Here is a 23,038-nt window from a genome sequence, read left to right as displayed (position 1 = left end):
CCGGTCACGTCCATGAATCCGTCCAGACTGTTCATCCTGCGTCCGGTGGCGACCTCGCTGCTGATGATCGCGCTGCTGGTGACCGGCTTCATCGCCTACCGGCTGCTGCCGGTGTCGGCACTGCCGCAGGTCGACTACCCGACGATGCAGGTGGTCACCTTCTACCCGGGGGCCAGCCCCGAGCTCACCACTTCGCTGATCACCTCGCCGCTGGAGCGCCAGTTCGGCCAGATGCCGGGGCTGGTGCAGATGAATTCCGTCAGTTCGGCCGGCGCATCGGTGGTGACGCTGCGCTTCGGTCTGAACATTTCGCTGGATACCGCGCAGCAGGAGGTGCAGGCGGCGATCAATGCCGCGGCGACGCTGCTGCCGCAGGAACTGCCGGCACCACCGGTCTACAGCAAGGTCAATCCGGCCGATGCGCCGGTGATGACGCTGGCCATCAGTTCCAATGCGCTGCCGCTCCATCTGCTCGAAGAGGCCGTCAGCACGCGCCTGGCGCAGAAGATTTCGCAGCAGTCGGGCGTCGGGCTGGTCAGCATTTCAGGCGGCCAGCGGCGCGCCGTTCGGGTCCGCGTGAATCCGTCGGCGGTCGCTTCATACGGCCTCAGTCTTGAGCAACTGCGCGCCGCCGTCGTCAGCACCAGTTCCAGCCAGGCCAAGGGCAGTTTCGACGGGCCGACCCGCGCCACCACGCTGGATGCCAACGACCAGCTGCGGTCGGCGGCCGAATACCGGAAGAGTGTGATTGCGTGGAAGAACGGCGCGCCGATCCGGCTCGAGGACGTCGCCGAGGTGGTCGATGGACCGGAAAACCGGCTGCTGGCCGCCTGGGCCAACCAGACGCCGTCGCTCATCCTGAACATCCAGCGCCAGCCGGGGGCCAACGTGATCGACGTGGTGTCGCGCATCCAGGCGCTGCTGCCGGAGCTGCAGGCCTCGCTGCCCGACGCGGTCGATGTGGCCGTGCTGACCGACCGCACCGAATCGATCCGCACCTCGGTGCGCGACGTGCAGATCGAACTGGTGATGGCCGTCGCACTCGTCGTGCTGGTCATCTTCCTGTTCCTGCGCAATGTGCGCGCCACGGTCATTCCGGCAGTGGCGGTGCCGCTGTCGCTGGTCGGCACCTTCGCCTTCATGTACATGGCCGGCTTTTCGGTGAACAACCTCACACTGATGGCGCTGACCATCGCCGCCGGCTTCGTCGTCGACGACGCCATCGTGATGACAGAGAACATCGCGCGTCACCTCGAACAGGGCAAGACGCCGATGCAGGCTGCACTCGACGGCGCGAAGCAGATCGGCTTCACCATCATTTCGCTCACCGTGTCGCTGGTGGCGGTGCTGATTCCGCTGCTGTTCATGCAGGACGTGGTCGGCCGGCTGTTCCGCGAATTCGCGCTCACGCTGACCATCGCCATCCTGCTGTCGGCCGTGGTGTCGCTGACGCTGACGCCGATGATGGCGGCGCGCCTTCTGAAGCCCGAACCGGCGCAGCAAGCCGATGAGGGCTGGTATGCGCGCCTGCTGGCCGGCTATTCGCGCACGCTGCGCTGGGTGCTTGATCATCAGCCGCTGACGCTGGCCGTCACCGTGGCCACCTTCGTGCTGACAGCGCTGCTCTACCTCGCGGTGCCGAAGGGCTTTTTCCCGGTGCAGGACACCGGATTGATCCAGGGCATATCGGAAGCCGAACCGACGGTGTCGTTCTCGGCCATGAGCGCGCGCCAGCAGGCGCTGGCCGAAGTGCTGCTGCGCGACCCGAATGTGGAGAACCTCAGTTCCTTCATCGGCGTCGATGGTCAGAACCCGACGCTGAACACCGGCCGCATGCAGATCCGTCTCAAACCGCTGGCTGACCGCGAGGCACGCGCGCCCGAAATCGCCCGCCGTCTGGAAGAGCGGGCGCGCGAAGTGCCCGGCATCACGCTGCACCTGCAGCCGGTGCAGGATCTGACGATCGAGGACCGGGTCAGTCGCGCGCAGTATCCGTTCGTCGTGCAGGCCACCAATCAGGACGACCTGCTCGAATGGGTGCCGAAGCTGGTCGCCGCGCTGCAGCAGTCGGACAAGCTGTCTGCCGTCACCACCGATCTGACGACCGGCGGCCTGCAGGCCTATGTGAACATCGACCGCGCTGCCGCCGCCCGTGTCGGCGTGACCGTGGCCGACATCGATGCCGCGCTGTACAACGCCTTCGGCCAGCGCCTGATTTCGACCATCTTCACGCAGTCGAGCCAGTACCGCGTGGTGCTGGAAGTGCAGCCGCAGTTCCAGCAGGGCCCGGAAGCGATATCGCAGATCCATGTGATGTCGGCCACCGGCGAGCAGATTCCGCTGGGCAGTCTGGTGCGCGTCGAAGAGCGGCCAGCCCGCCTGTCGATCGGTCGACAGGGCCAGTTTCCGGCCGCCACGGTGTCATTCAACCTGCCCGACGGCGTGTCGCTGGGGGAGGCGGTCGACGCCATCGACGCCACGCGCCGTACGCTCGCGATGCCGGCCACATTGAGCGTGACCTACGAGGGCTCGGCCGAAGCCTTCCGCGCTTCGCTCAGCGATACGCTGTGGCTCATCCTCGCCGCGGTGGCCACCATGTACATCGTGCTCGGCGTGCTGTACGAAAGCTTCATCCACCCGCTGACCATCCTGAGCACGCTGCCGTCGGCCGCCATCGGCGCGCTGCTGGCGCTGCTCGGCACCGGCCACGCGCTCGACATGATTGCGGTGATCGGCATCATCCTGCTGATCGGCATCGTCAAGAAGAACGCCATCATGATGATCGATTTCGCGCTCGACGCCGAACGCACGCAGGGCATGGCGCCGCGCGACGCGATCTACCAAGCCTGCCTGCTGCGCCTGCGCCCCATCCTGATGACCACGATGGCGGCTCTGCTCGGTGCGCTGCCCCTGATGCTCGGCGGCGGCATGGGTTCCGAACTGCGCCACCCGCTGGGTCTGACCATGGTCGGCGGACTGCTGGTGAGTCAGGTGCTGACGCTGTACACCACGCCGGTCATCTATCTTGCATTCGGCCGGCTGTTCGCGACACGCGGCCCTGCGGCGCAGGAGCATCGGGCGTGAGTGGCTGGGCCTGGTCGGTCTATCGGCCGGTGGCGACCACGCTGCTGACGGCGGCGATCGCGCTGTCCGGCGCGCTGGCCTTCGTGCTGCTGCCGGTGGCCGCACTGCCGCAGGTCGACTTCCCGACCATATCGGTCAGTGCGTCGCTGCCCGGCGCCAGTCCGGAAGTGATGGCGGCGACCGTGGCGACACCGCTGGAACGCACCATGGGCCGCATTGCCGGCGTCACCGAAATGACGTCGAGCAGTTCGCAGGGCAACACCCGGGTGACGCTGCAGTTCGAACTTGAGCGCGATGTCGAGGGCGCAGCGCGCGACGTGCAGGCGGCGATCAATGCTGCGCGCGCCAGCCTGCCGACCAGCCTGCCGTCCAATCCGAGCTATCGCAAGGTCAATCCGGCCGACGCGCCGATCATGATTCTCGCGATCACCTCCGACACGGTGCCGATTCCGCGTCTGTACGACATTGCCTCGACCGTGCTGGCGCAGAAGATGGCGCAGATTCCGGGTGTCGGTGAAGTGACCGTGGGTGGCGGTGCGCCACCGGCGGTGCGTGTGCAGGTCAATCCCGATGCGCTGCATCAGCACGGCCTGACGCTGGAAGACGTGCGCGCGCGCATCAACGAAAGCAATGTCTATCGTCCCAAGGGTTTTGTCGAATCAGGCGACCGCTACTGGCAGATCGACGCCAATGACCAGGTGCGTCGCGCAGCCGATTATGTGCCGCTGATCCTGCGTCACACCTCGGGCGCCACGCTGCGCCTGGGCGATGTCGCGACGGTGACCGAATCGGTGCAGGACGTGCGCAACCTCGGCCTGACCAATGGCAAGCCCACGGTACTGCTGGTCGTCACCAAGCGGCCGGGCAGCAATGTGATCGAGACGGTCGAGCGGGTGCATGCGCTGATGCCTGAACTGGCGGCCAGCCTGCCGGCCTCGGCCCGTCTCGAAATCGTGTCGGACAGTTCGACCACGATACGCAGCGCCTTGCGCGAGGTCGAGATCGCGCTGGCGATCGCGGTCGGCATGGTCATCCTGGTGGTGTTCCTGTTCCTGCGCAACGCACGCGCCACGCTGATCCCGGCCATCGTCGTGCCGGTGTCGCTGGCCGGCAGTCTGGCGGTGATGTACCTGCTCGGCTTCAGCCTGAACAACCTGTCGCTGATGGCGCTGACCATCGCCACCGGCTTCGTGGTGGACGATGCGGTGGTGGTGATCGAGAACATTGCGCGCCACATCGAGCGTGGCATGAAACCCTTCGAAGCGGCGGTGAAGGGCGTGCGCGAGGTCGGCTTCACGGTGGTCGCGATCAGCCTGTCGCTGGTGGCGGTATTCATCCCCATCCTGCTGATGGGCGGCATCGTCGGCCGGCTGTTCCGCGAATTCGCGCTCACGCTGTCGGTCGCCGTGCTGGTGTCCATGGTGGTGTCGCTGACCGCGGCGCCGATGCTGGCGGCGCGCCTGCTGCGCCACCGGCCGGTCGAACAGGAAGCACGCTGGCAGCGCGCGCTGGCGCGCGTGTTCGACGACATCCAGCTTGCCTATTCGCACAGTCTCGACTGGGCGCTGCGCCACACGCGCATCGTCATGCTGATCTTCGCCGGCGCGATCGCGCTCAACCTGTGGCTGTTCGTCATCGTGCCCAAGGGCTTCTTTCCGAATCAGGACACCGGCCGCCTGTTCGGCAGCCTGCGCGGCGACCAGACCACGTCCTTCCAGGTGATGGCGAAGAAGATGGAGCAGGCGGTCGAGGTGGTGCGCGCCGATCCGGCGGTGGCCAATGTCAGCGCTTTCACCGGCGGCGGGCGCGGTGGCGGTGCGAACAACGCCAGTTTCTTCGTCAATCTGAAGCCGCTGTCCGAGCGCGATGCAACGGCCGATCAGGTGATCGGCCGGCTGCGCGGCAAGCTGGGGCGCATCGAAGGTGTGTCGCTGTTTCTCGTCGCGGCGCAGGATCTGCGCATCGGCGGCCTGCGCTCGTCCTCGCAATACCAGTTCACGTTGACCGCCGACAGCCTGCGCGTGCTGCGCGAATGGGAGCCGAAGGTGCGCTTTGCCATGCGCGACCTGCCTCAGCTGGTCGATGTATCGACCGACCAGGAGGACCGCGCCTCGCAAACCCTGCTGGTGTACGACCGCGACACGCTGGCGCGGCTGGGCATCACGCCGGGCGGCGTGAACCAGGTGCTCAACGACGCCTTTGCGCAGCGCCAGATCAGCACGCTGTACGAACCGTTGAATCAGTACAAGGTGGTGCTCGAGGTCGATCCGGCGCGCGCGCAGGACATTTCGGCGCTCGATGCGGTGCGCGTCGCCGGCGCCGACGGCCAGCTGGTGCCGCTGGACAGTTTCGCGCGGGTGACCCAGGGCACCATGCCGCTGTCGATTTCGCATCTGGGCGGCAAGGTGTCGACGACCATCTCCTTCGGTACCGCCGAGGGCGTGACGCTGGCGCAGGGCATGGAAGCCATCCGCACCGCAATGCGGAAGATCGGCGTGCCAGCCAGCGTCAACGCGGGTTTCCAGGGTTCGGCGCGCGCCTTCCAGCAGTCGCTGTCGAACCAGCCGCTGCTGGTGCTGGGTGCCATCATCGCGGTCTATCTGGTGCTCGGCATCCTGTACGAAAGCCTGATTCATCCGCTGACCATCCTGAGCACGCTGCCGTCGGCCGGCATTGGCGCCATCCTTGCGCTGATGGCGTTCAACATCGAATTCGGGCTGATCGCCATCATCGGCCTGCTGCTGCTGATCGGCGTCGTCATGAAGAACGCCATCATGATGATCGACTTCGCGCTCGATGCCGAACGCAACCGCGGTTGCGCGCCGCACGAGGCGATCCGCGAGGCCTGCCTGATGCGGCTGCGGCCCATCCTGATGACCACGCTGGCCGCCATGGTCGGTGCGCTGCCGCTGGCCATCGGCTTCGGCGAAGGCTCCGAACTGCGCCAGCCGCTGGGCATTGCGGTAGTCGGCGGCCTGGTGGTGAGCCAGTTGCTGACGCTCTACACGACGCCGGTCACCTATCTTTATCTCGAACGTTTCAGCCGCTACAGCCGCCGGTGGTTTGCCGGCCGCGGCCGCACGGTGACGCCATGAATACGCTGCTCCCCCGTTCTTCTCCTGTCCTGTGCGCACTCCTGCTGGCATTGTTTGCCGCCGGGTGCACCTCGATCGGTCCCGATCACCAGCGACCGGCCTTCGACATGCCGGCCGATTTCCGTGCCGCCGAAGGCTGGAAGCCGGCCGAGCCGGCCGACCATCTGCCGCGCGGCGAATGGTGGCGCGCCTATGGCGACCGGGTGCTCGATGACCTGATCGTCCGGCTCGACGCGGCCAACCCCGACCTGCAGTCCGCGCTCGGCAGCTTCCGCCAGGCGCGCGCGGCCGCACAGCTCGCGCGCGCCGGTTACACACCTGAAATCGGGCTGACGGCGGCGGCCCGGCGCAGCCGCGGTGCGGCGATCGAAGGCCGCTCGGCAAACCAGTCCAACACCACCCAGCTCGGACTGGACGCCAGCTGGGAAGCGGATCTGTGGGGGCGCATCGGTCGCGAGGTCGAAGCCGCCGGCGCCGAACTCGATGGCAGTGCCGGCGACCTGGCGTCGGTGCGACTGAGCCTGCATGCCGAGCTGGTGCAGAACTACTTCCAGCTGCGTGCGACCGACCATCAGCGCGACCTGTACCGACGCACCGTCGCATCCTTCGAGCGCGCGCTCGAACTGGCGCGCAACCGCGTCGCGGCCGGCGTGTCGACGCGCGGTGACGAGGTGCAGGCACTGGCGCAGCTGCGCGCTGCGCAGGCGCAGGCGGTCGATCTCGATCTGACGCGGACCCAGCTGCAGAACGCGATCGCGGTGCTGATCGGCGCGCCGCCATCGGCCTTCGCGCTGGAATCGGCCGACTGGCCAACGGCACCCCCGGCCACGCCGGTCGGTCTGCCGTCAACGCTGCTCGAGCGGCGTCCCGATGTCGCAGCGGCCGAACGCCGCGTCGCGGCAGCCAATGCGCGCATCGGCGTGGCGCAGGCGGCGTGGTTCCCGTCACTGACACTGAATGCCTCGACCGGCTATGCCGGCAACCAGTTCGCGCAGTGGTTTTCGGCATCCAACCTGGTGTGGTCGTTCGGCCTGAGCGTGGCGCAGGCGGTCTATGACGGCGGCCGGCGCGATGCGCAGATCGAATCGGCGCGTGCCGCACATGACATAACGGTCGCCCAGTACCGGCAGACCGTGCTCGGTGCGCTGCAGGAAGTGGAAGACAATCTGAGCGCGCTGCGTCTGCTGGAAGACGAAGCGGCGCTGCGCGCGCAGGCGCTCGAAGCGTCGCGCGAGGCGGAAGCGCTGGCGCTGAACCGCTACCGCGCGGGCATCGCCAACTACACCGAAGTGATCACCGCCCAGACCACCGCACTCGACAACGAGCGCGGTCTGGCCCAGCTGCGCGGCCGGCAATTCTCGGCCAGCGCGCTGCTGAACAAGGCGGTCGGCGGTGGCTGGCAGGGGTTGGCCGCGGCACCCTGAGCTAGGCCGGACGACGGATGGCGAGCGTGGTTCGATGCGACTAGGATTCAGGCATATGTCCTTCGCCGCTGCGCGCTCGAGGTTCCGATGCCCGTCCCACCGCTGCCCGCCGGTTTCCTGTTCATTCTGCTAGCGCTGTCGCTGGTGCCGACGCTGGTCATTCCTGCGTCGTCGGCACAGGCGGCCGATTTCGCCTATGTCGTCCGCGAGGGTGACAACCCGTGGAACCTCACCCAGCGCTATCTGAAGGATCTTTCCTACTGGCCGCGCATCCAGCGCTACAACCGCATCACCGAACCGCGCCGCATGCAGCCCGGTACCCGGCTGCTGATTCCCGAAGGCTGGCTGAAACTGCGCACGCGCGAGGTGAAGCTCGACGCGGTGCAGGGCGACGTGGTCGTGATCGGTGCAGACGGGCAGCGCAGCGCAGCGGTGGCTGGCCAGTTGCTGGCCGTTGGCGCGCGCGTGCTGACTGGCGAAGCCGGCAGTGCGGCGCTGGCGTTCAGTGACGGCAGCCGCGTACAACTGCGTCCGGGCAGCGAACTGGGCGTGCGCCAATCGGCCGACTTTGCGGTTGGTGCCGGATCCTGGGTGCGGCTCGACCTGCTGCGCGGTTCGCTGGAAAGTCTGGTGGTGCCGCGCAGCGGCACGGCGAGCCGGTTCGAAATCGACACGCCGGCCGCGATCGCCGCCGTGCGCGGTACGCGCTTTCGCGTGCATGCCGGTGACGCCGATACGCGCAACGAGGTGATCGAAGGTCGCGTCGCCTTCGGCAATGCGGCGGGCGAACAGCAGGTGGCTGCCGGCCAGGGTGCGTCGGCCGTGCGCGGTGCGCCCATTGCGCCACCGCGTACGTTGCTGCCCGCGCCCGCGGCGCAGATCCTGTTCACCGACCGTCTGCCGCTCAATCTGCCCTTTCCGCCGCTCGCCGACGCCACCGCCTACCGTGTGCAGGTCGCGCCGGATGACCGCTTCGACATCGTGCTGTCCGACCGTACCGCATCTCAGGCCGCCGTTGCAGTCGCCACGCTGCCCGACGGCGAGTACCGCGTTCGTGTCCGCGGCATCGATGCGACCGGCCTCGAAGGGCGCGATGTGGAATGGCCGCTGACGCTGGACGCACGACCGGAACCGCCGGTGCTGGTCAGCCCGGCGCCGAATGCCCGCATCAGCGACGACCGGCCGGCGATGAGCTGGAGCCGGTCGCGTGCAGACGAACGCTGGCGTCTGCAGGTGTCGGCGAGCGAACGCTTCGACAGCCTGATCGTCGACCAGCGTGATCTCACCGAGCCGGCGTATGCGTCCGATGCCGCATTGCCACCCGGCAGCTACTTCTGGCGCGTGGCGAGCAGCAACCCCGACGAGGGGGCCGGGCCATTCAGTGACCCGCAGCCGTTCCGGCGCCCCGAACCCGGCCCGGCGATGGAAGCACCGGAGGCGTCGCCCGACGGGCTGGCGCTGCGCTGGCGCAGTGCCGGAGAGGGCGTGAGTTACCAGCTGCAGATTGCGACGCGCGATGACTTCGCTCAGCCGCTGGTCGATACCCGGCTCGAACGCGCCGGCTACCTGCTGCGCGATGCCGCGCCCGGACGCTACCTGCTGCGCGTGCGCAGCTTCGCCGCTGATGGCGTCGAAGGTGACTGGGCGCCGGTGCAGGCCATTACCGTGCCCGAGCCGCCGCCGTCGTTTCAACCGTGGTGGCTGCTGCCGCTGCTTTTGTTGCTCTGACAGGAGCCTGCATGAAGCTTGTTGAGCCGAAAGACTGCTGCGGCGGGTTTGCGGAAAGGTCGGGCCACCGGTCTGCCACCGGATCCGTCAAATGAAAGCAGCTCAGCGCATCGCCGCCGTGCTGCTCGACCATGGGCGCATGCCCTGGTTGGCTGCGATCGCCCTTCTGCTGGTGCTGCATGCCCTGTCGCCGCGTGCGCTGGAACGCGCTGACCTGCTGGTGCACGATCTGCTGGTGACGCAGGGCGTATCGGCCGACGCGCCGGCCAGCGCAGTCAGTGCGCCGCTGGTGATTGCCATCGATGAGGCCAGCCTGAAGGCACTGGGCGCATGGCCCTGGCCACGCTCGCGCCATGCCGAATTGATCGATGCGCTGAACCGTGCCGGTGTGGCCGGCATCGGGTATCCGGTCATGTTCGCCGAGCCGTCGCCGGACCCGCGCGAAGACGAGCGCCTGGCCGAAGCGATTGCGCACGCCGGCAATGTGGTGCTGCCGGTTGCACCGGTGGCGCGGCGGGGTGGCGGCATCGACACGCTGCTGCCGCTGCCGGCGCTGGCTGCAGCGGCAGCGCGGCTTGGCCATGTCGATGTCGAACTCGACGCCGATGCGCTGGCGCGACGCCTCTTTCTGGAAGCCGGCGAACACCGCCCGCAATGGCCGGCATTCGCGTGGGCGCTGCTGGATGTGTCACAGCCGCCGCGCCCGCTGGCCGGTCTGGGTCGGCAGCATGATGGCGGGGCCACCGCCGCAAGGCGGTGGGTGCGCGACCATGAAGTCATCGTGCTGCCGTCGTCGCATGACTGGCCGCTGCGACACATACCAGCGGTCGACCTGCTGGTCGGGCGGGTGCCGCCGGAAACCCTGCGCGGTCGCACCGTGCTGGTCGGGGTCACGGCGGCGGGGCTGGGCGTGCCGCTGGCGACGCCGATGTCCGGCCACGGCGCACCGATGACATCAGTGGATTTTCATGCGCGTGCCTACAGGGCACTGAGCGATGGCGCAGTCGTGACACCGCTTTCGCCGCGCTGGAGCCTGTTCGCCGGTCTGCTCCTGCTTGGCGCCGTCACCTGGGTGGGGCCGAAACGCCGCATGCGCGATGTCGCGCTGGTGGTAGCGGCCGTGCTGCTGCCCTGGCTGGGCACATTCGTGCTGCTCGATGGCCTGTCCCGCTGGCTGGGAACCAGCAGCGTTGCGATCGCCGTCACACTGGGTGCGCTCGGCTGGCTGGCCATCCAGTCGCTGCGCCTCGGATTGCGCCTCAACCGTGCCAATGCCCGCGCCGATGCCACGCTGCAGGCGATTTCAGATGCGGTGTTCCGGCTCGACATGCAGTTGCACGTCCGCTATCTGAACCGGCAGGCGCTGGCGCTGGTCGGTTCGACCATCGATCACGTGCAGGGGCGGGCGCTCGGCGACCTGGTCGTACTTGGCCGCGATCTGCTGATCGAAACGACGGCGCTGGCGGAGCGCTGTCGCGACAGCGCCAGATCGGTGACACGGCCGGGTCACGTCAACATGCCGGCGGGCCGCGACGGCCCGGCGCGTGCGCTGCGCCTTTCGGCCAGCCCGCTGTTCGATGCATCGGGTCGCATCGAAGGCGTCGTGCTGGTGCTCAATGATGTCAGCGATACCGTGGATGCGGCTGAACGTCTGGCACATCAGGCAACGCACGACGCGCTGACCGGCCTGCCGAACCGCCTCCTGCTGCGCGACCGGCTGCGCCAGGTGCTCGCGCAGCGCGACGCGGGCGTGGTGGCCGTGATGTTCGTCGACCTCGATCGCTTCAAGCGCATCAACGACAGTCTGGGTCACCAACAGGGTGACGCCGTGCTGACCACGCTGGCCAGCCGGCTGCGCACAGTATGTCGCGCGAGCGACACGGTGGCGCGCTGGGGTGGCGACGAATTCATGATCATCCTGCAGGGATTGGGCGATCGCGACGCCGTGTCGCGCGTGGCGTCCAAGGTGATGCATGCGGTCGGCCAGACGATCACGCTCGACGGCGTCGACTTCCGCTTCTCGTGCAGCATCGGCGTCGCCATCGCGCACGAAGACAGCAGCGATCCTGACGTGCTCTTTGCCATGGCCGATACCGCGATGTATCGCAGCAAGTCACAGGCCGGTGCGGCCATTCACTTCTACGCGCATGACATGAGTGCCGGCACGCGCGACTGGATCGAGCTCGAGTCGGACCTGCGCCACGGGCTCGAGCAGAATCGCTTCGAAGTGCATTACCAGCCACAGTACGAACTGGCGACCGGTCGTCTGTCGGCGCTTGAAGCTCTGCTTCGTTTCCGGCGTGAAGGCGGCACAACGGGGGCGGGAAGCGAATTGCTGCAACCGGTCGATTTCATCGCGGTCGCCGAAGAGTCCGGCCTGATCGAGGAAATCGGCGACTGGGTGCTGCAGGCCGTCACCCGGCAGATCGCCGAATGGTCGCGTCAGGGGCTGAACGTCGTACCGGTCGCCGTGAATGTGTCGGCGCGCCAGTGCCTCGGGCGTTCGCTGGTGCGTCGCGTGTCGGAAGCGCTGACCCGCTCCGGCATCGAACCGTCGCTGCTCCGACTGGAGCTGACGGAAACCACTGCGATGAGCGACGTCGATCATGTCGCGGCGCTGCTGGCGGACATTCACGCACTTGGTGTGTCGCTGTCGGTCGACGACTTCGGTACCGGTTATTCGTCCTTGTCCTATCTGAAGCGCTTTCCGATCGACGAACTGAAGGTGGATCGCTCCTTTGTGCGCGATCTGGTGCGCGACGCCGACGACGAGGCCATCGTGCGCGCCACGATCGCGCTGGCACATGGTCTGGGCATGCGGGTCGTGGCGGAAGGTGTCGAAAACGACGAACAGCTGTCGCGGCTGTCGGCGCAGGGCTGCGATGTCGTCCAGGGCTATCTGTTCTCGCGGCCGCTCAGTGCGGCCGACCTGCTCGCAAACAATATCCTGGGCAGCAAGCAGCGCAGCGAGCCGCGCGCACTGAGGCTGATCAAGTCCTGAACGGAACGGCGAAGGGAGGCTGAAGTGACAGAATCAGAAAGTGATTGACATCCGGACCGGAAGGGGTAATCTGTGTATATTGTTGCACTGCAACATAACCAAAGGAGACACACCATGACGACAAAACCCGATTTTCAGAAGCCGATGGAAGCCGTTCAGACATTGATGGCAATTCAGGCCCAGACCATTGCCAAGTCGATCGAACTGCAGAAGAAGTCCGGCGAAGAGCTGATGGCTTTCTTCCAGTCCGAAGCGCAGAAGGCCGCCAGCCTGAAGACCCCGGAAGAGCTGATCCGCTTCAACGTGGAAGCCAACACCGCGCTGTTCAAGCTGCTGCAGGCGCAGGGCCAGACATTCACCGCGTTCGCGACCGAAGCCGGTCAGGCCGCAATGGCATCGTTCAAGGGCTTGGGCAAGTAAATTTGCCGGACCGGTTCTCCGGTCAGCAGCCTGCGAAAAAAAAGACCCGGGTGGCTCAAGCCACCCGGGTCTTTTTGCATTCCGCCGGCGTCGCGGCAGCGCCGATCAGCTGGCTTTCTTGGTGCGTGTCGCGGCGGGCTTGGATGTTGCGGCCCTGGTCGCTGCTGACTTGGCTGGCGCAACCGGTTTGGCGGCAGTTTTCACTGCAGGCTTAGCAGCCTTGGCGGCGGGTTTGACGACCGGGCTGGCGGCAGGTTTTTCAGCAGCCGGCTTTGCGGCGGGTTTGCGCACCGCTTTCGCGGCCGGCCGCGCTGCCTGTCTTGCGGCAGGTGAGACCGGCGCAGCGGCAACCGTCGGTGCCGTGGTCGGCTTCGGTGTCGCAACCCTGTTCGGCGCAGCGGGCTTCGCAGCGGCTTCCGCGGCCATCCTGGGGCGCGCCGGTGCAGCCGTCGCGCCGCCGGCAAACTGCTCGAACGCACTGCGCGTCAGCGCGCTGATCTGTTCGAACGCGCCGCGTGCCTTGTCGATGGCTTCCTGCATCGAACCCATCGATTGCGTGCTGGTGATCGGCATGCCGGCCAGCAGCTTGCGCAGGCTGTCCATCAGGTCGGAGCCGCCGCTGTTCAGCTGTTCTCCGACCAGCCGGCCGAATTCCGCCTGCGTCTCAGATGTGATTTCCGCAATTTGTCGCGCGCAGCCGAGCATCTTTTCGGTGGTCGAGCGAGCCAGTTGCGACCGCAGTTCCACCTGATTCGCCGGTTCGCGCACATCGGCCAGCGCACGAGCGTTGGCAACGCTTTCTTCGAACAGTGCGCGGGCGGTCGCGACCTGCAGCTGCATGATGCGCTGCGAATTTTCCATCGACAGCTGCGCCAGACGCATCGCCGCCTCGATGTTCTTCTTCTGCAGCTCCGACATCTGCTCGGGATTGCTCATGGCACGACTCCTTGTGAGGTGAATGTCAGCGATTCTGCCGCCACTGCGCGTCAAGCGCCATGACGGTATCGGCAAAGATGCCCGGATCCATCGTCCGCAGCGACGATGAAATGACGGGCACAAAGGCCATGCGGGCCAGCACGTCGCGCTCGAGGTCGATGCCCGGTGCGATCTCGATCAGTTCGAGCCCGCTGTCGGTCAGACGGAACACGCAGCGCTCGGTGACGTAAAGCACCTGCTGACCGCGGCGGCGTGCCTCGCGACCACTGAACGTACGGTGCTCGACCGCCTGCACGAACTTCATCCGGTCGCCATCGCGCCGGATGCGCAGCGCGCCCCGTTCGACCGCGATGTTGCTGTCGCCGGTCGTGAAGCTGCCGGCAAAGACAAGTCTGCGGGCGTTCTGCGAAATGTTGATGAAACCACCAGCGCCGGCCAGGCGCGATCCGAAGCGGGACACGTTCAGATTGCCCTCGGCGTCCGCCTGCGCCAGACCCAGCACTGCGATGTCCAGGCCGCCACCGTCGTAGAAATCGAACTGATAGGGTTGGTCGATCACCGCCTGGGTGTTCACCGCCGCCCCGAAGTCGAGCCCGCCAGCAGGAATGCCGCCGATGACGCCCGGTTCGGCGGTCAGCGTCACGGCATCGCTCAGGCCTTCTTCGGCCACCACTGCGGCCACGCCTTCAGGCATGCCGATGCCCAGATTCGCGACGTCGCCGGGTCGCAGTTCAAGTGCGGCGCGGCGCGCGATCACCTTGCGGGTATCCAGTGGCATCGCCGCATGTGAGCCCGGCGGCAGCCGCACTTCGCCCGAATACGCGGGGTTGTAGTGCGAGGCAAAGGTCTGCATGTGATGTTCGGGTGGTGCCACGACGACGCAATCGACCAGCACGCCGGGAATCTTCACCTGGCGTGGATGCAGCGAGCCGCGCGCAGCGACGCGTTCCACCTGCACGATGACCAGACCGCCCGAGTTGTGCGCCGCCATCGCGACCGCCAGCGCCTCCTGTGTCAGTGCCTCGCGCTCCATCGTCACGTTGCCGTCGGTGTCCGCGGTGGTGCCGCGCACCAGTGCGACCGTCACCGGAAAGGCCTTGTAGAAGAGGAAGTCCTCCTCGCCGATGCGCATGCGGGTGACCAGGTCTTCGGTCGTGATCGCGTTGATCCGGCCACCGCCATGGATCGGGTCGACGAAGGTATCGAGGCCGACGCGCGTCAGCTGGCCCGGTCGATGCGCCGCGATGTCGCGGAACAGCTGCGAAATCACACCTTGCGGCAGGTTCCAGGCTTCGATGCGGTTGGCCACGGCGAGCGCCTGCAGCCGCGGTACCAGTCCCCAGTGGCCGCCGATCACCCGCTTCACCAGACCTTCGTGGCCGAAATGGTTCAAACCGCGCGAGTGGCCATCGCCCTGACCTGCCGCATAGACCAGCGTGAGGTCGCGTGGATGCTGCTCGGCGATGAAGCGCTGTTCGATTGCGATCGCCACATGTTCGGCGAAGCCGATGCCGACGAAACCGGTGGTGGCCACGCTCGCGCCGTCGGGAATGCGGGCAACCGCCTCGGCGGCACTCATGATCTTGCTGGCAGTCTTGGGCGTTGCAGTCATCGTGAAGGACATGTGTCGGACCGGCTCACTGTACCGGAGCCATCGCGGCCTGTGCGTCGCGAATTGATCCGCATCAAGCGCCGCCCGATTGAAAAGCGCAGTGTCTGCCCCAGATAGCGTGCAGACCATGATTAGGGAGACTCCCAATGCGTTTCGACAAACTGACCACCAAATTCCAGCAGGCCATCGCCGACGCCCAGAGCGTTGCAGTCGGTCGTGATCACCAGTACATCGAGCCGGCCCACCTGCTGCTCGCACTGCTCAACCAGGACGACGGTGCCACCAGTTCGCTGCTGCAGCGCGCTGGCGCCAATGTCGCACCGCTGAAGAAGTCGGTCGACGAGGCGCTGTCGCGCATCGCGACCGTCGAGGGGCACGGCGGCGAGGTGCAGATCGGGCGCGACCTGACCAATCTGCTGAACCTCGCCGACCGCGAGGCGCAGAAGCGCGGTGACCAGTTCATCGCGTCCGAAATGTTCCTGCTTGCTGCGGCCAGCGACAAGGGCGATATCGGCCGTCTGCTGAAGCAGTCGGGGCTGGACCGCGCGACGCTGGAAAAGGCGATCGAACAGGTGCGCGGCGGCTCGTCGGTCGGCAGCGCGGAAGCCGAAGGCTCGCGTGAGGCGCTGAAGAAGTACTGCGTCGACCTGACCGAGCGCGCGGCCGCCGGCAAGCTCGACCCGGTGATCGGCCGCGACGATGAAATCCGCCGTGCGATCCAGATCCTGCAGCGGCGCACCAAGAACAATCCGGTGCTGATCGGCGAGCCGGGCGTCGGCAAGACCGCCATCGTCGAAGGTCTGGCGCAGCGCATCGTCAATGACGAAGTGCCGGAAACGCTCAAGGGCAAGCGCGTGCTGGTGCTCGACATGGCTGGCCTGCTGGCCGGTGCCAAGTACCGCGGCGAATTCGAGGAACGGCTCAAGAACGTGCTCAATGAAGTGGCCAAGGATGAAGGCCGCATCATCATGTTCATCGACGAACTGCACACCATGGTCGGCGCCGGCAAGGGCGAGGGCGCGATGGATGCCGGCAACATGCTCAAGCCGGCGCTGGCGCGCGGCGAGCTGCACTGCATCGGCGCCACCACGCTGGACGAATACCGCAAGTACATCGAAAAGGACGCCGCGCTCGAACGCCGCTTCCAGAAGGTACTGGTCGACGAGCCGAGCGTGGAAGCGACCATCGCCATCCTGCGCGGCCTGCAGGAAAAATACGAATTGCATCACGGCGTCGAAATCACAGACCCGGCCATCGTCGCCGCGGCCGAGCTGAGCCACCGCTACATCACCGACCGCTTCCTGCCGGACAAGGCGATCGACCTGATCGATGAGGCGGCCGCGCGCATCAAGATGGAAATCGATTCCAAGCCCGAGGTGATGGACAAGCTCGACCGCCGGCTGATCCAGCTGAAGATCGAGCGCGAAGCCATGCGGCGCGAAACCGACGAGGCGTCACAGCGCCGCTTCGGCCTGATCGAGGAAGAAATCGCCCGGCTGGCGCGCGAATACAACGACCTCGAAGAAATCTGGAAAAGCGAGAAGGCGCAGGTTGCCGGCAGCAGCCACATCCGCGAAGAGATCGAAAGGGTGCGAGCTCAGATGGCCGATCTGCAGCGCAAGGGCCAGTTCGACAAGCTGGCCGAACTGCAGTACGGCACCTTGCCCCAGCTCGAAGCGCAGCTGAAGCAGGCCGAAAAGACCGGTTCGGCGAAGCCCGCCAACAAGCTGCTGCGCACCGAAGTCGGCGCCGAGGAAATCGCCGAGGTGGTGTCGCGCGCGACCGGCATTCCGGTCAGCAAGATGATGCAGGGCGAACGCGAAAAGCTGCTGATGATGGAAGACAGGCTGCACCGGCGCGTGATCGGTCAGGACGAGGCGGTGCGCCTCGTGTCCGACGCGATCCGCCGTTCGCGCGCCGGGCTGTCGGACGAGAACCGCCCGTACGGCAGCTTCCTGTTCCTCGGCCCGACCGGTGTCGGCAAGACCGAACTGTGCAAGACGCTGGCCGAATTCCTTTTCGATTCGGAAGACCACCTGATCCGCATCGACATGAGCGAATTCATGGAGAAGCATTCGGTGAGCCGCCTGATCGGCGCGCCGCCGGGCTATGTCGGCTATGACGAAGGCGGCTACCTGACCGAGGCGGTGCGGCGCAAGCCTTACAGCGTCATCCTGTTCGACGAGGTCGAAAAGGCGCATCCGGACGTGTTCAACGTGCTGCTTCAGGTGCTCGACGACGGTCGCATGACCGACGGCCAGGGCCGCACCGTGGATTTCAAGAACACGGTCATCGTGATGACCTCCAACCTCGGCAGCCAGATGATCCAGCAGATGTCGGGCTCGGATTACGCGGTGGTGAAGCTGGCGGTGATGGGCGAGGTGAAAACATTCTTCCGCCCGGAATTCATCAACCGGATCGATGAAGTGGTGGTGTTCCACGCGCTGGATGAAAGCAACATCCAGAGCATCGCGAAGATCCAGCTCGGCTATCTGGAAAAGCGCCTGGCCAAGCTCGACATGGGGCTGCAGGTGTCGGATGCCGCACTGGCCGAGCTGGGCAAGGCCGGCTTCGATCCGGTGTTCGGCGCACGGCCGCTCAAGCGCGCGATCCAGGAGCACATCGAGAACCCGCTGTCGAAGCGCATTCTGGAGGGCAGCTTCGGCCCGAAGGATGTGATCGTCGTCGATCTGGACGCCGGCGGTCACTTCAGTTTCCGCAAGCCGAACTGAGCGCGATCGGCGCCGCCCCTGTGGGCGGCTGTGGGAGATTCTATGTCTGAGCACAAGTGTTTTTGTGCTCCCTGGGTTGGTATTGCGAGCCGGTTTTCATGAGAGAGAACGCAACGCGAGCGATCTTTCTCGCGAGTGCGACGAGGGCCTGAGTGCAGGAGAATCCGCGAGCGATGCAGGCCTGATAGAAGGGTTTCCAGGTGGCTGAGCGGCTGGCTGCCATGGCGGCGTTGTGCAGGAGTCGGCGCACCTCCGGGTCGCCCTTTTTGCTCAGGGTGCCGCGGGCGTTCTGGTTTCCCGATTGGCGCACGCACACATCGAGCCCGAGATAGGCGATGAAGGCGTCTGCGCTTTTGAAGGCGCCCCGATGGAAGGTCGCGCACAAGGCGGCGGCGCTCAGCGGACCGACGCCTTCGATACCCTGGCAGCGGCGGTGATCGTCGATCCAGTCGCTGGCTTTGAGCTTTTCCACGATCTGGGCCTGAATCTGCTGGGCGAGCCGGTCGGCCTTGGCCAGCAAGGCGCGCACCTCGCGCTTGAAGCCGGGCAGATCGAACAGGCTCTGGCGCAAGATGACGGCGGTCCGGACCAGGGTGGCGCGACGACGCAGCAGTTGCTGCACGCGTTGCGTGGCCTCGGGCGGCAGCGTGTAGGGGCGCAGGTGCGAGCCCTCTTTGGCGACGTAGCGGGCGATGAGCCGGGCGTCGATCGGGTCGGTCTTGGCCCGCACGCTGGTGGCGCCGCGGTAGCGCGAGAGGCGGTAGCCGTCGATCAGGTAGAGCGGGTGCCCGGCCTTGATCACGGCGTCGCGCAGCGCGAGGTGGTAGGTGCCGGTGGCCTCGCAGCCGATGTGCAGCGGGCCGCTGGGCAAGGTGCGCAGCCAGGCCCGGATGGCTAGAGGGGTGTTGTCGATGCGCTGCACCGGGCCGTGCTCGCCCAGTGCGATATCGAGGCTGGCTTTGGATACGTCGATGCCGATGTGAATCGGCGAAGGCTGACTTGTCATGAACAGGCGCTCCCGACTAAGGTTTAGGGACTTGTCGGGACTCACCAGGCAATCGCTTGCAGGATATGGTCGATCAGGGCCGGCGAGGGCCGCGTCGATGGATTCCTCATGGGTGCTCGATGGTGAGGGGCGGGACGATATCTCCCACGGTCTGTGCAAAAGCCAGAAGCGGCGTTAGTCCCTCCACCCCGACAAGTTCTCACTACAACTTGCCGAGACAGAACATACAAGCGGCGATCCACTGCTGGCCCTGCATGGCCAGCCGGCTCTGCGGGCGGCGAGCAGTGCTCGCCGAAACCCCCGCGCCGCCCTCGCCGCGATACGCACTTTGCACGGCGATGGTCGCGGCACGATCGCGGCGAGGCCGCCGCTCCCACAGGGGTACTTCACTCCCACAGGGGTACTTCACTCCCACAGGGGTACTTCACTCCCAAAGGGGTACTTCACTCTCACAGGGAGGGGTACTTCACTCCCACACGCCGCTCCTCCCACGAAGGAATCGAGGCCTCGTTGTGTCCGATGCCTCCCTGCGTGTCGGACGGCGCTGACACGTGGCTGCGCTGCCCGCCGACACCCGGGTCCCTGCCGCTTTTCTAGACTCGTTTCGAAGCCCTGTGCCGCATCGGCATGACGGGGCGGACATACACGAACCTGGAGACTTGCGATGACGACCCCGACCCCTTCCCTGAAAACCCTGGCCATCGTGTCTGCGATGGCGGTGCTGATGACCGGCTGTGCCGGCATGAGCAAGAGCGAAAGCAATGCGCTGATCGGCGCGGCTGCCGGCGGTGTCGCCGGATCGGTGCTGACCGGCGGCAGCACGATCGGTACCGTCGGCGGCGCGATTGCCGGTGGCGCCATCGGCAACGAAATGGGCAAGAAGAAGCGCTGATCGCCGCACCGCCGGCGGTCAGCCGGCGGTACATCGGGGGCGCAGGCCGCTATGCTTGTGCCCATGCTGATCGATACGCACTGCCATCTTGACGCATTCGAATTCGACGCTGACCGCGCGGGCGTCATCGAACGCGCCCGCGCGGCCGGCGTCGGCGCCATCGTGCTGCCGGCGGTCGATCGTGCCGGTTTCGGTCGCGTCAGGGCGGTGTGCGCCGGCCAGTCCGACCTGCGCTTTGCGCTGGGCATCCATCCGCTTTATGTCCCCGCTGCACAGCTGCCCGACATCGACGCGCTGGCGTTTGAACTCGATGATCCGGAGGTGATCGCAGTCGGCGAAATCGGCCTCGACTTCTTCGTCACCGATATCGATCCGGTTCTGCAGGAAGACTATTTCGTTCGCCAGCTAAGGCTGGCGCGCGATTTCGGCCTGCCGGTGCTGCTGCACGTGCGGCGCAGTCAGGACCGCATCCTGAAGCATCTGCGCGCGGTGTTCGGCCGCACCGGTCCCGGCGGCATCGCGCATGCCTTCAACGGCAGTCGCCAGCAGGCGGACGAATTCATCAAGCTGGGTTTCGCACTGGGCTTCGGCGGCGCTGTGACCTGGGCACGTGCACTGAACCTGCGCCGGCTGGTAACCGAACTGCCGCTCGACACGCTGGTGCTCGAAACCGACTCGCCCGACATTCCGCCCGAATTTGCCGCCGGTGAACGTAACGAGCCGGCCAACCTCCCGCGCATCGCGCAGGTGATTGCCGGCATCCGTGGTGTCAGCGAAGAGACGCTGGTGCAGGCCACCGGGGCGAACGCGCTGCGCGTGCTGCCCCGGCTCGCCGCGAAGGCTTACAGCGCGTAGCTGGCTGACACGCCGATCAGCCAGGTGCGTTCCGACGCCGGCGCGTAGTAGCGACCGGTCAGCGCATTGCCGGCGTTGATGTACACCGAACCGACATATTCCTTGTCGAACAGGTTGTCGATCCGAGCGAATTCGTTCAGCTTCCAGCCGCCCACGTTCTGCGTGAAGCCGCCTCGAATCGATGCCACACCATAGCCACCGACCCGCACCAGATTGGTGTCGTCGCCGAACATGCGGCCGCTGGCGCGGTACTCCACGCCGCCGCTGAAACCCCACGGATCGTGCTTGTAGGTGACTTCGCCGAAGAACGACTTGTTGGCTACGCCGGCGATCTTGTTGCCCGAATCGACGGTGGTCGCCTGATTGACCGCGCAGGGGGTGGTCAGGCAGGTGGCAAAGGCATCTTCGAATTCGGCCTTGATCAGCGTCAGCGACGCGTAGGCGCCGATGTCGCGCGTCAGTCTGGAGTCGATTGCGAGTTCGAGACCGCGGCGCGACGTGTCGCCGGCATTCTGGTACACCGCCCGCCCGTTCTCGTTGCTGCGGATGACCACCTCATCGGACGAATCGATGTAGAAGGCCGCGATGTCGAGCCGGGTCGAATTGTTCAGGAAAGTCTTGAAGCCGATTTCGTAGTGGTCGCTGACCGACGGCTTCAGATTGAAATTCAGGCCCGCTCCGCCATCCGGGCGGTAGGCGAGTTCGATCAGTGTCGGTGCTTCGAAGCTGCGCCCCGCGTTCGCATAGAAGTTGCTGGTTTCGGTCACTTTCCAGATGGCGCCGAGGGCCGACGTCCAGTCGCTGAACGAGGCCGAACCGCTGTCGTCCGGATTCACACCTGCGACGTTCGTCGTGCCAGAGCAGCCGCCGTTGCAGATGAAGTTGTCCTTCGACTTGAAATCCATCTTCGTGTAGCGCAGGCCACCTGACAGCGACACGTCCTTCGTGACCGCCCACTCGCCCTGGACGAAAGTGCCCGTCTGTTCCGCCACATTGCGCTCGTCGCGCTTGAGGTCGCCCCGGAAGCCGAAGACCGCAGCCAGCGCCTGCGCGCCGCTGGAGGTCGTGCCGTTGCGGTAGCCCTTGCGCGCTTCGTCGGCGCGCTCGTATTCGGCGCCGACGCTGAACGTGACGGTTTCGAGCTTGCGCGTCCAGCGCAGGCTGGTGCCCCAGTAGTCGCGATCGAACACCGATACGCCACCGGACGCGGTGACGTTGTCCTGCGTGCCGGCGTTCAGCGCGAGGTACTGTTCATTGTTGCGGTTGCCCAGATAGAACATGGCGCGCAGGCTGTCGCGGTCGGACAGGGCGGTGTCGAACACCACGCCGCCCTGCGAATTTTCGAGCGTGCGACGTGTGCCGAAGAACTCGGCGGTTCCAGGGTTGCCGGCGAGGTTGCGATTGGAGGTGCCCTGCTGCCGGCGATCGCTGTTCAACTGGGTGAAGGTGAGACCGAGCGGATCCTGACCCTGCTGATGCATGTAGTTGCCGACGAAGGTCAGCGAAGCCTTGTCGCCGAGCATCCAGCGCGCCTTGAAATTGGCCTGCTGCTTGTCCGAGCGGCTGTAGTCGCGGTAGCCGTCGGTACGGAAGTCCGACACGCTGGCCGTGTAGTTGAAGTTGCCGACGGTGTCGCCGAACTTAACGCCCGAGCGCTGCGTGCCGTAGCTGCCGAACTGGAAGCTGGGGGTGATCGTGAAGCGGTCCGGGCCGTCTTCGGTGAAGATCTGGACGACGCCGCCCGAATGGTTGCCATACAGCGCCGAGAACGGGCCGCGCAGCACTTCGATGCGACTGGCCGATGCCAGATCGAACAGGCCGGTGCCGCCCTGGCCGTCCGGCGTGCTGGCCGGGATGCCATCGGCGATGAGCTTGACGCCCCGCACGCCGAACGCCGAACGCGCGCCGAAGCCGCGGATGGTCAGCGACTGTTCCTGCGTGTAGTTTTCCTTGCCGGCCGAAGCCACGCCGGGTACGCGGTTGATCACTTCCGACAGGTTCACCGTGCCGCGCTGTTCCTGGATCGTGGCCTTGTCGATCGAATCGATGGCCATCGGCAGATCGAAGGAATTCTGCTCGACCCGGGTACCGGTGATGACCACGGTCGGGGCAATCTTCAGTTCTTCGGCACTGGCGCACTGGCCAATCAGCGCAAGGGCGAGCGCAAGCGGGGTGTGACGGAGCGCGGGGGTCATGCGGGGCCTCTCTCTGGGTGTCTGCAGGCAAGGCGCGCGGGGCTGCGCGTTGCGAAGT

At 66.1% G+C, this 23,038-nt stretch carries 13 protein-coding genes; 9 read left to right on the top strand and 4 right to left on the bottom strand.

The genetic code is table 11. The features are described from left to right. Positions 1 to 12: 12 nt before the first annotated feature. The 6 genes from BSY238_RS02340 to BSY238_RS02315 all read left to right on the top strand — a co-directional run bounded on the left by BSY238_RS02340 (position 13) and on the right by BSY238_RS02315 (position 12,752). Entirely contained in the window at positions 13 to 3,084 is a 3,072-nt protein-coding gene (locus BSY238_RS02340) for a multidrug efflux RND transporter permease subunit (protein WP_069037731.1), read from the top strand. Continuing rightward, positions 3,081 to 6,179, top strand: a complete 3,099-nt coding sequence (locus BSY238_RS02335) for a multidrug efflux RND transporter permease subunit (protein ID WP_069037730.1) — start codon at positions 3,081 to 3,083, stop codon at positions 6,177 to 6,179. The genes BSY238_RS02340 and BSY238_RS02335 overlap by 4 nt, the downstream gene beginning before the upstream one ends. Continuing rightward, a complete protein-coding gene (locus BSY238_RS02330) occupies positions 6,176 to 7,603 on the top strand; it encodes an efflux transporter outer membrane subunit (protein ID WP_069040393.1) in 1,428 nt (475 codons plus the stop codon). The genes BSY238_RS02335 and BSY238_RS02330 overlap by 4 nt, the downstream gene beginning before the upstream one ends. Positions 7,604 to 7,690: 87 nt before the next feature. Beyond that, positions 7,691 to 9,331: a FecR domain-containing protein gene (locus BSY238_RS02325; protein ID WP_083223886.1), complete on the top strand. Its 1,641-nt coding sequence runs from the start codon at positions 7,691 to 7,693 to the stop codon at positions 9,329 to 9,331. 91 nt (positions 9,332 to 9,422) lie between these two features. Then, complete coding sequence (locus tag BSY238_RS02320; RefSeq protein WP_069037729.1) at positions 9,423 to 12,332, top strand: EAL domain-containing protein; 2,910 nt, start codon at positions 9,423 to 9,425, stop codon at positions 12,330 to 12,332. A gap of 114 nt (positions 12,333 to 12,446) precedes the next feature. Beyond that, on the top strand, positions 12,447 to 12,752 hold the full coding sequence (locus BSY238_RS02315) for a hypothetical protein (protein ID WP_069037728.1): 306 nt from the start codon (positions 12,447 to 12,449) through the stop codon (positions 12,750 to 12,752). Between the two features lie 105 nt (positions 12,753 to 12,857). Here the strand turns inward: BSY238_RS02315 and BSY238_RS18960 are convergent, their stop codons facing one another. Then, the gene (locus BSY238_RS18960) at positions 12,858 to 13,688 is read right to left on the bottom strand and encodes a phasin family protein (protein ID WP_069037727.1); all 831 of its coding nucleotides are present in this window, start codon (positions 13,686 to 13,688) and stop codon (positions 12,858 to 12,860) included. 25 nt (positions 13,689 to 13,713) lie between these two features. Continuing rightward, positions 13,714 to 15,312 (bottom strand): acyl CoA:acetate/3-ketoacid CoA transferase, encoded by a 1,599-nt coding sequence (locus BSY238_RS02305; RefSeq protein WP_223300238.1) that lies wholly within the window; start codon positions 15,310 to 15,312, stop codon positions 13,714 to 13,716. Between the two features lie 134 nt (positions 15,313 to 15,446). On the opposite strand from BSY238_RS02305, the gene clpB reads away from it, so the two are divergent. Further along, positions 15,447 to 18,032 carry an ATP-dependent chaperone ClpB gene (gene clpB, locus BSY238_RS02300; RefSeq protein WP_069037725.1) on the top strand — a complete coding sequence of 862 codons (2,586 nt, stop codon included), beginning with the start codon at positions 15,447 to 15,449 and terminating at the stop codon, positions 18,030 to 18,032. Between the two features lie 40 nt (positions 18,033 to 18,072). Here the strand turns inward: clpB and BSY238_RS02295 are convergent, their stop codons facing one another. Beyond that, positions 18,073 to 19,038, bottom strand: a complete 966-nt coding sequence (locus BSY238_RS02295; RefSeq protein ID WP_069037672.1) for an IS110 family transposase — start codon at positions 19,036 to 19,038, stop codon at positions 18,073 to 18,075. A gap of 664 nt (positions 19,039 to 19,702) precedes the next feature. Here BSY238_RS02295 and BSY238_RS02290 point away from each other — a divergent pair. Then, positions 19,703 to 19,930, top strand: a complete 228-nt coding sequence (locus BSY238_RS02290; RefSeq protein ID WP_069037724.1) for a glycine zipper 2TM domain-containing protein — start codon at positions 19,703 to 19,705, stop codon at positions 19,928 to 19,930. Between the two features lie 63 nt (positions 19,931 to 19,993). Beyond that, a complete protein-coding gene (locus BSY238_RS02285; RefSeq protein ID WP_069040391.1) occupies positions 19,994 to 20,785 on the top strand; it encodes a TatD family hydrolase in 792 nt (263 codons plus the stop codon). Here the strand turns inward: BSY238_RS02285 and BSY238_RS02280 are convergent. After that, positions 20,773 to 22,980, bottom strand: a complete 2,208-nt coding sequence (locus tag BSY238_RS02280; protein WP_069037723.1) for a TonB-dependent receptor family protein — start codon at positions 22,978 to 22,980, stop codon at positions 20,773 to 20,775. The genes BSY238_RS02285 and BSY238_RS02280 overlap by 13 nt on opposite strands. Positions 22,981 to 23,038: the final 58 nt, after the last annotated feature.

It is taken from the genome of Methyloversatilis sp. RAC08 (assembly GCF_001713355.1).
Classification (GTDB): Bacteria; Pseudomonadota; Gammaproteobacteria; order Burkholderiales; family Rhodocyclaceae; genus Methyloversatilis.
Note: the sequence above shows the minus strand (reverse complement) of the source record. Positions and strands in the feature narration are given on the sequence as shown.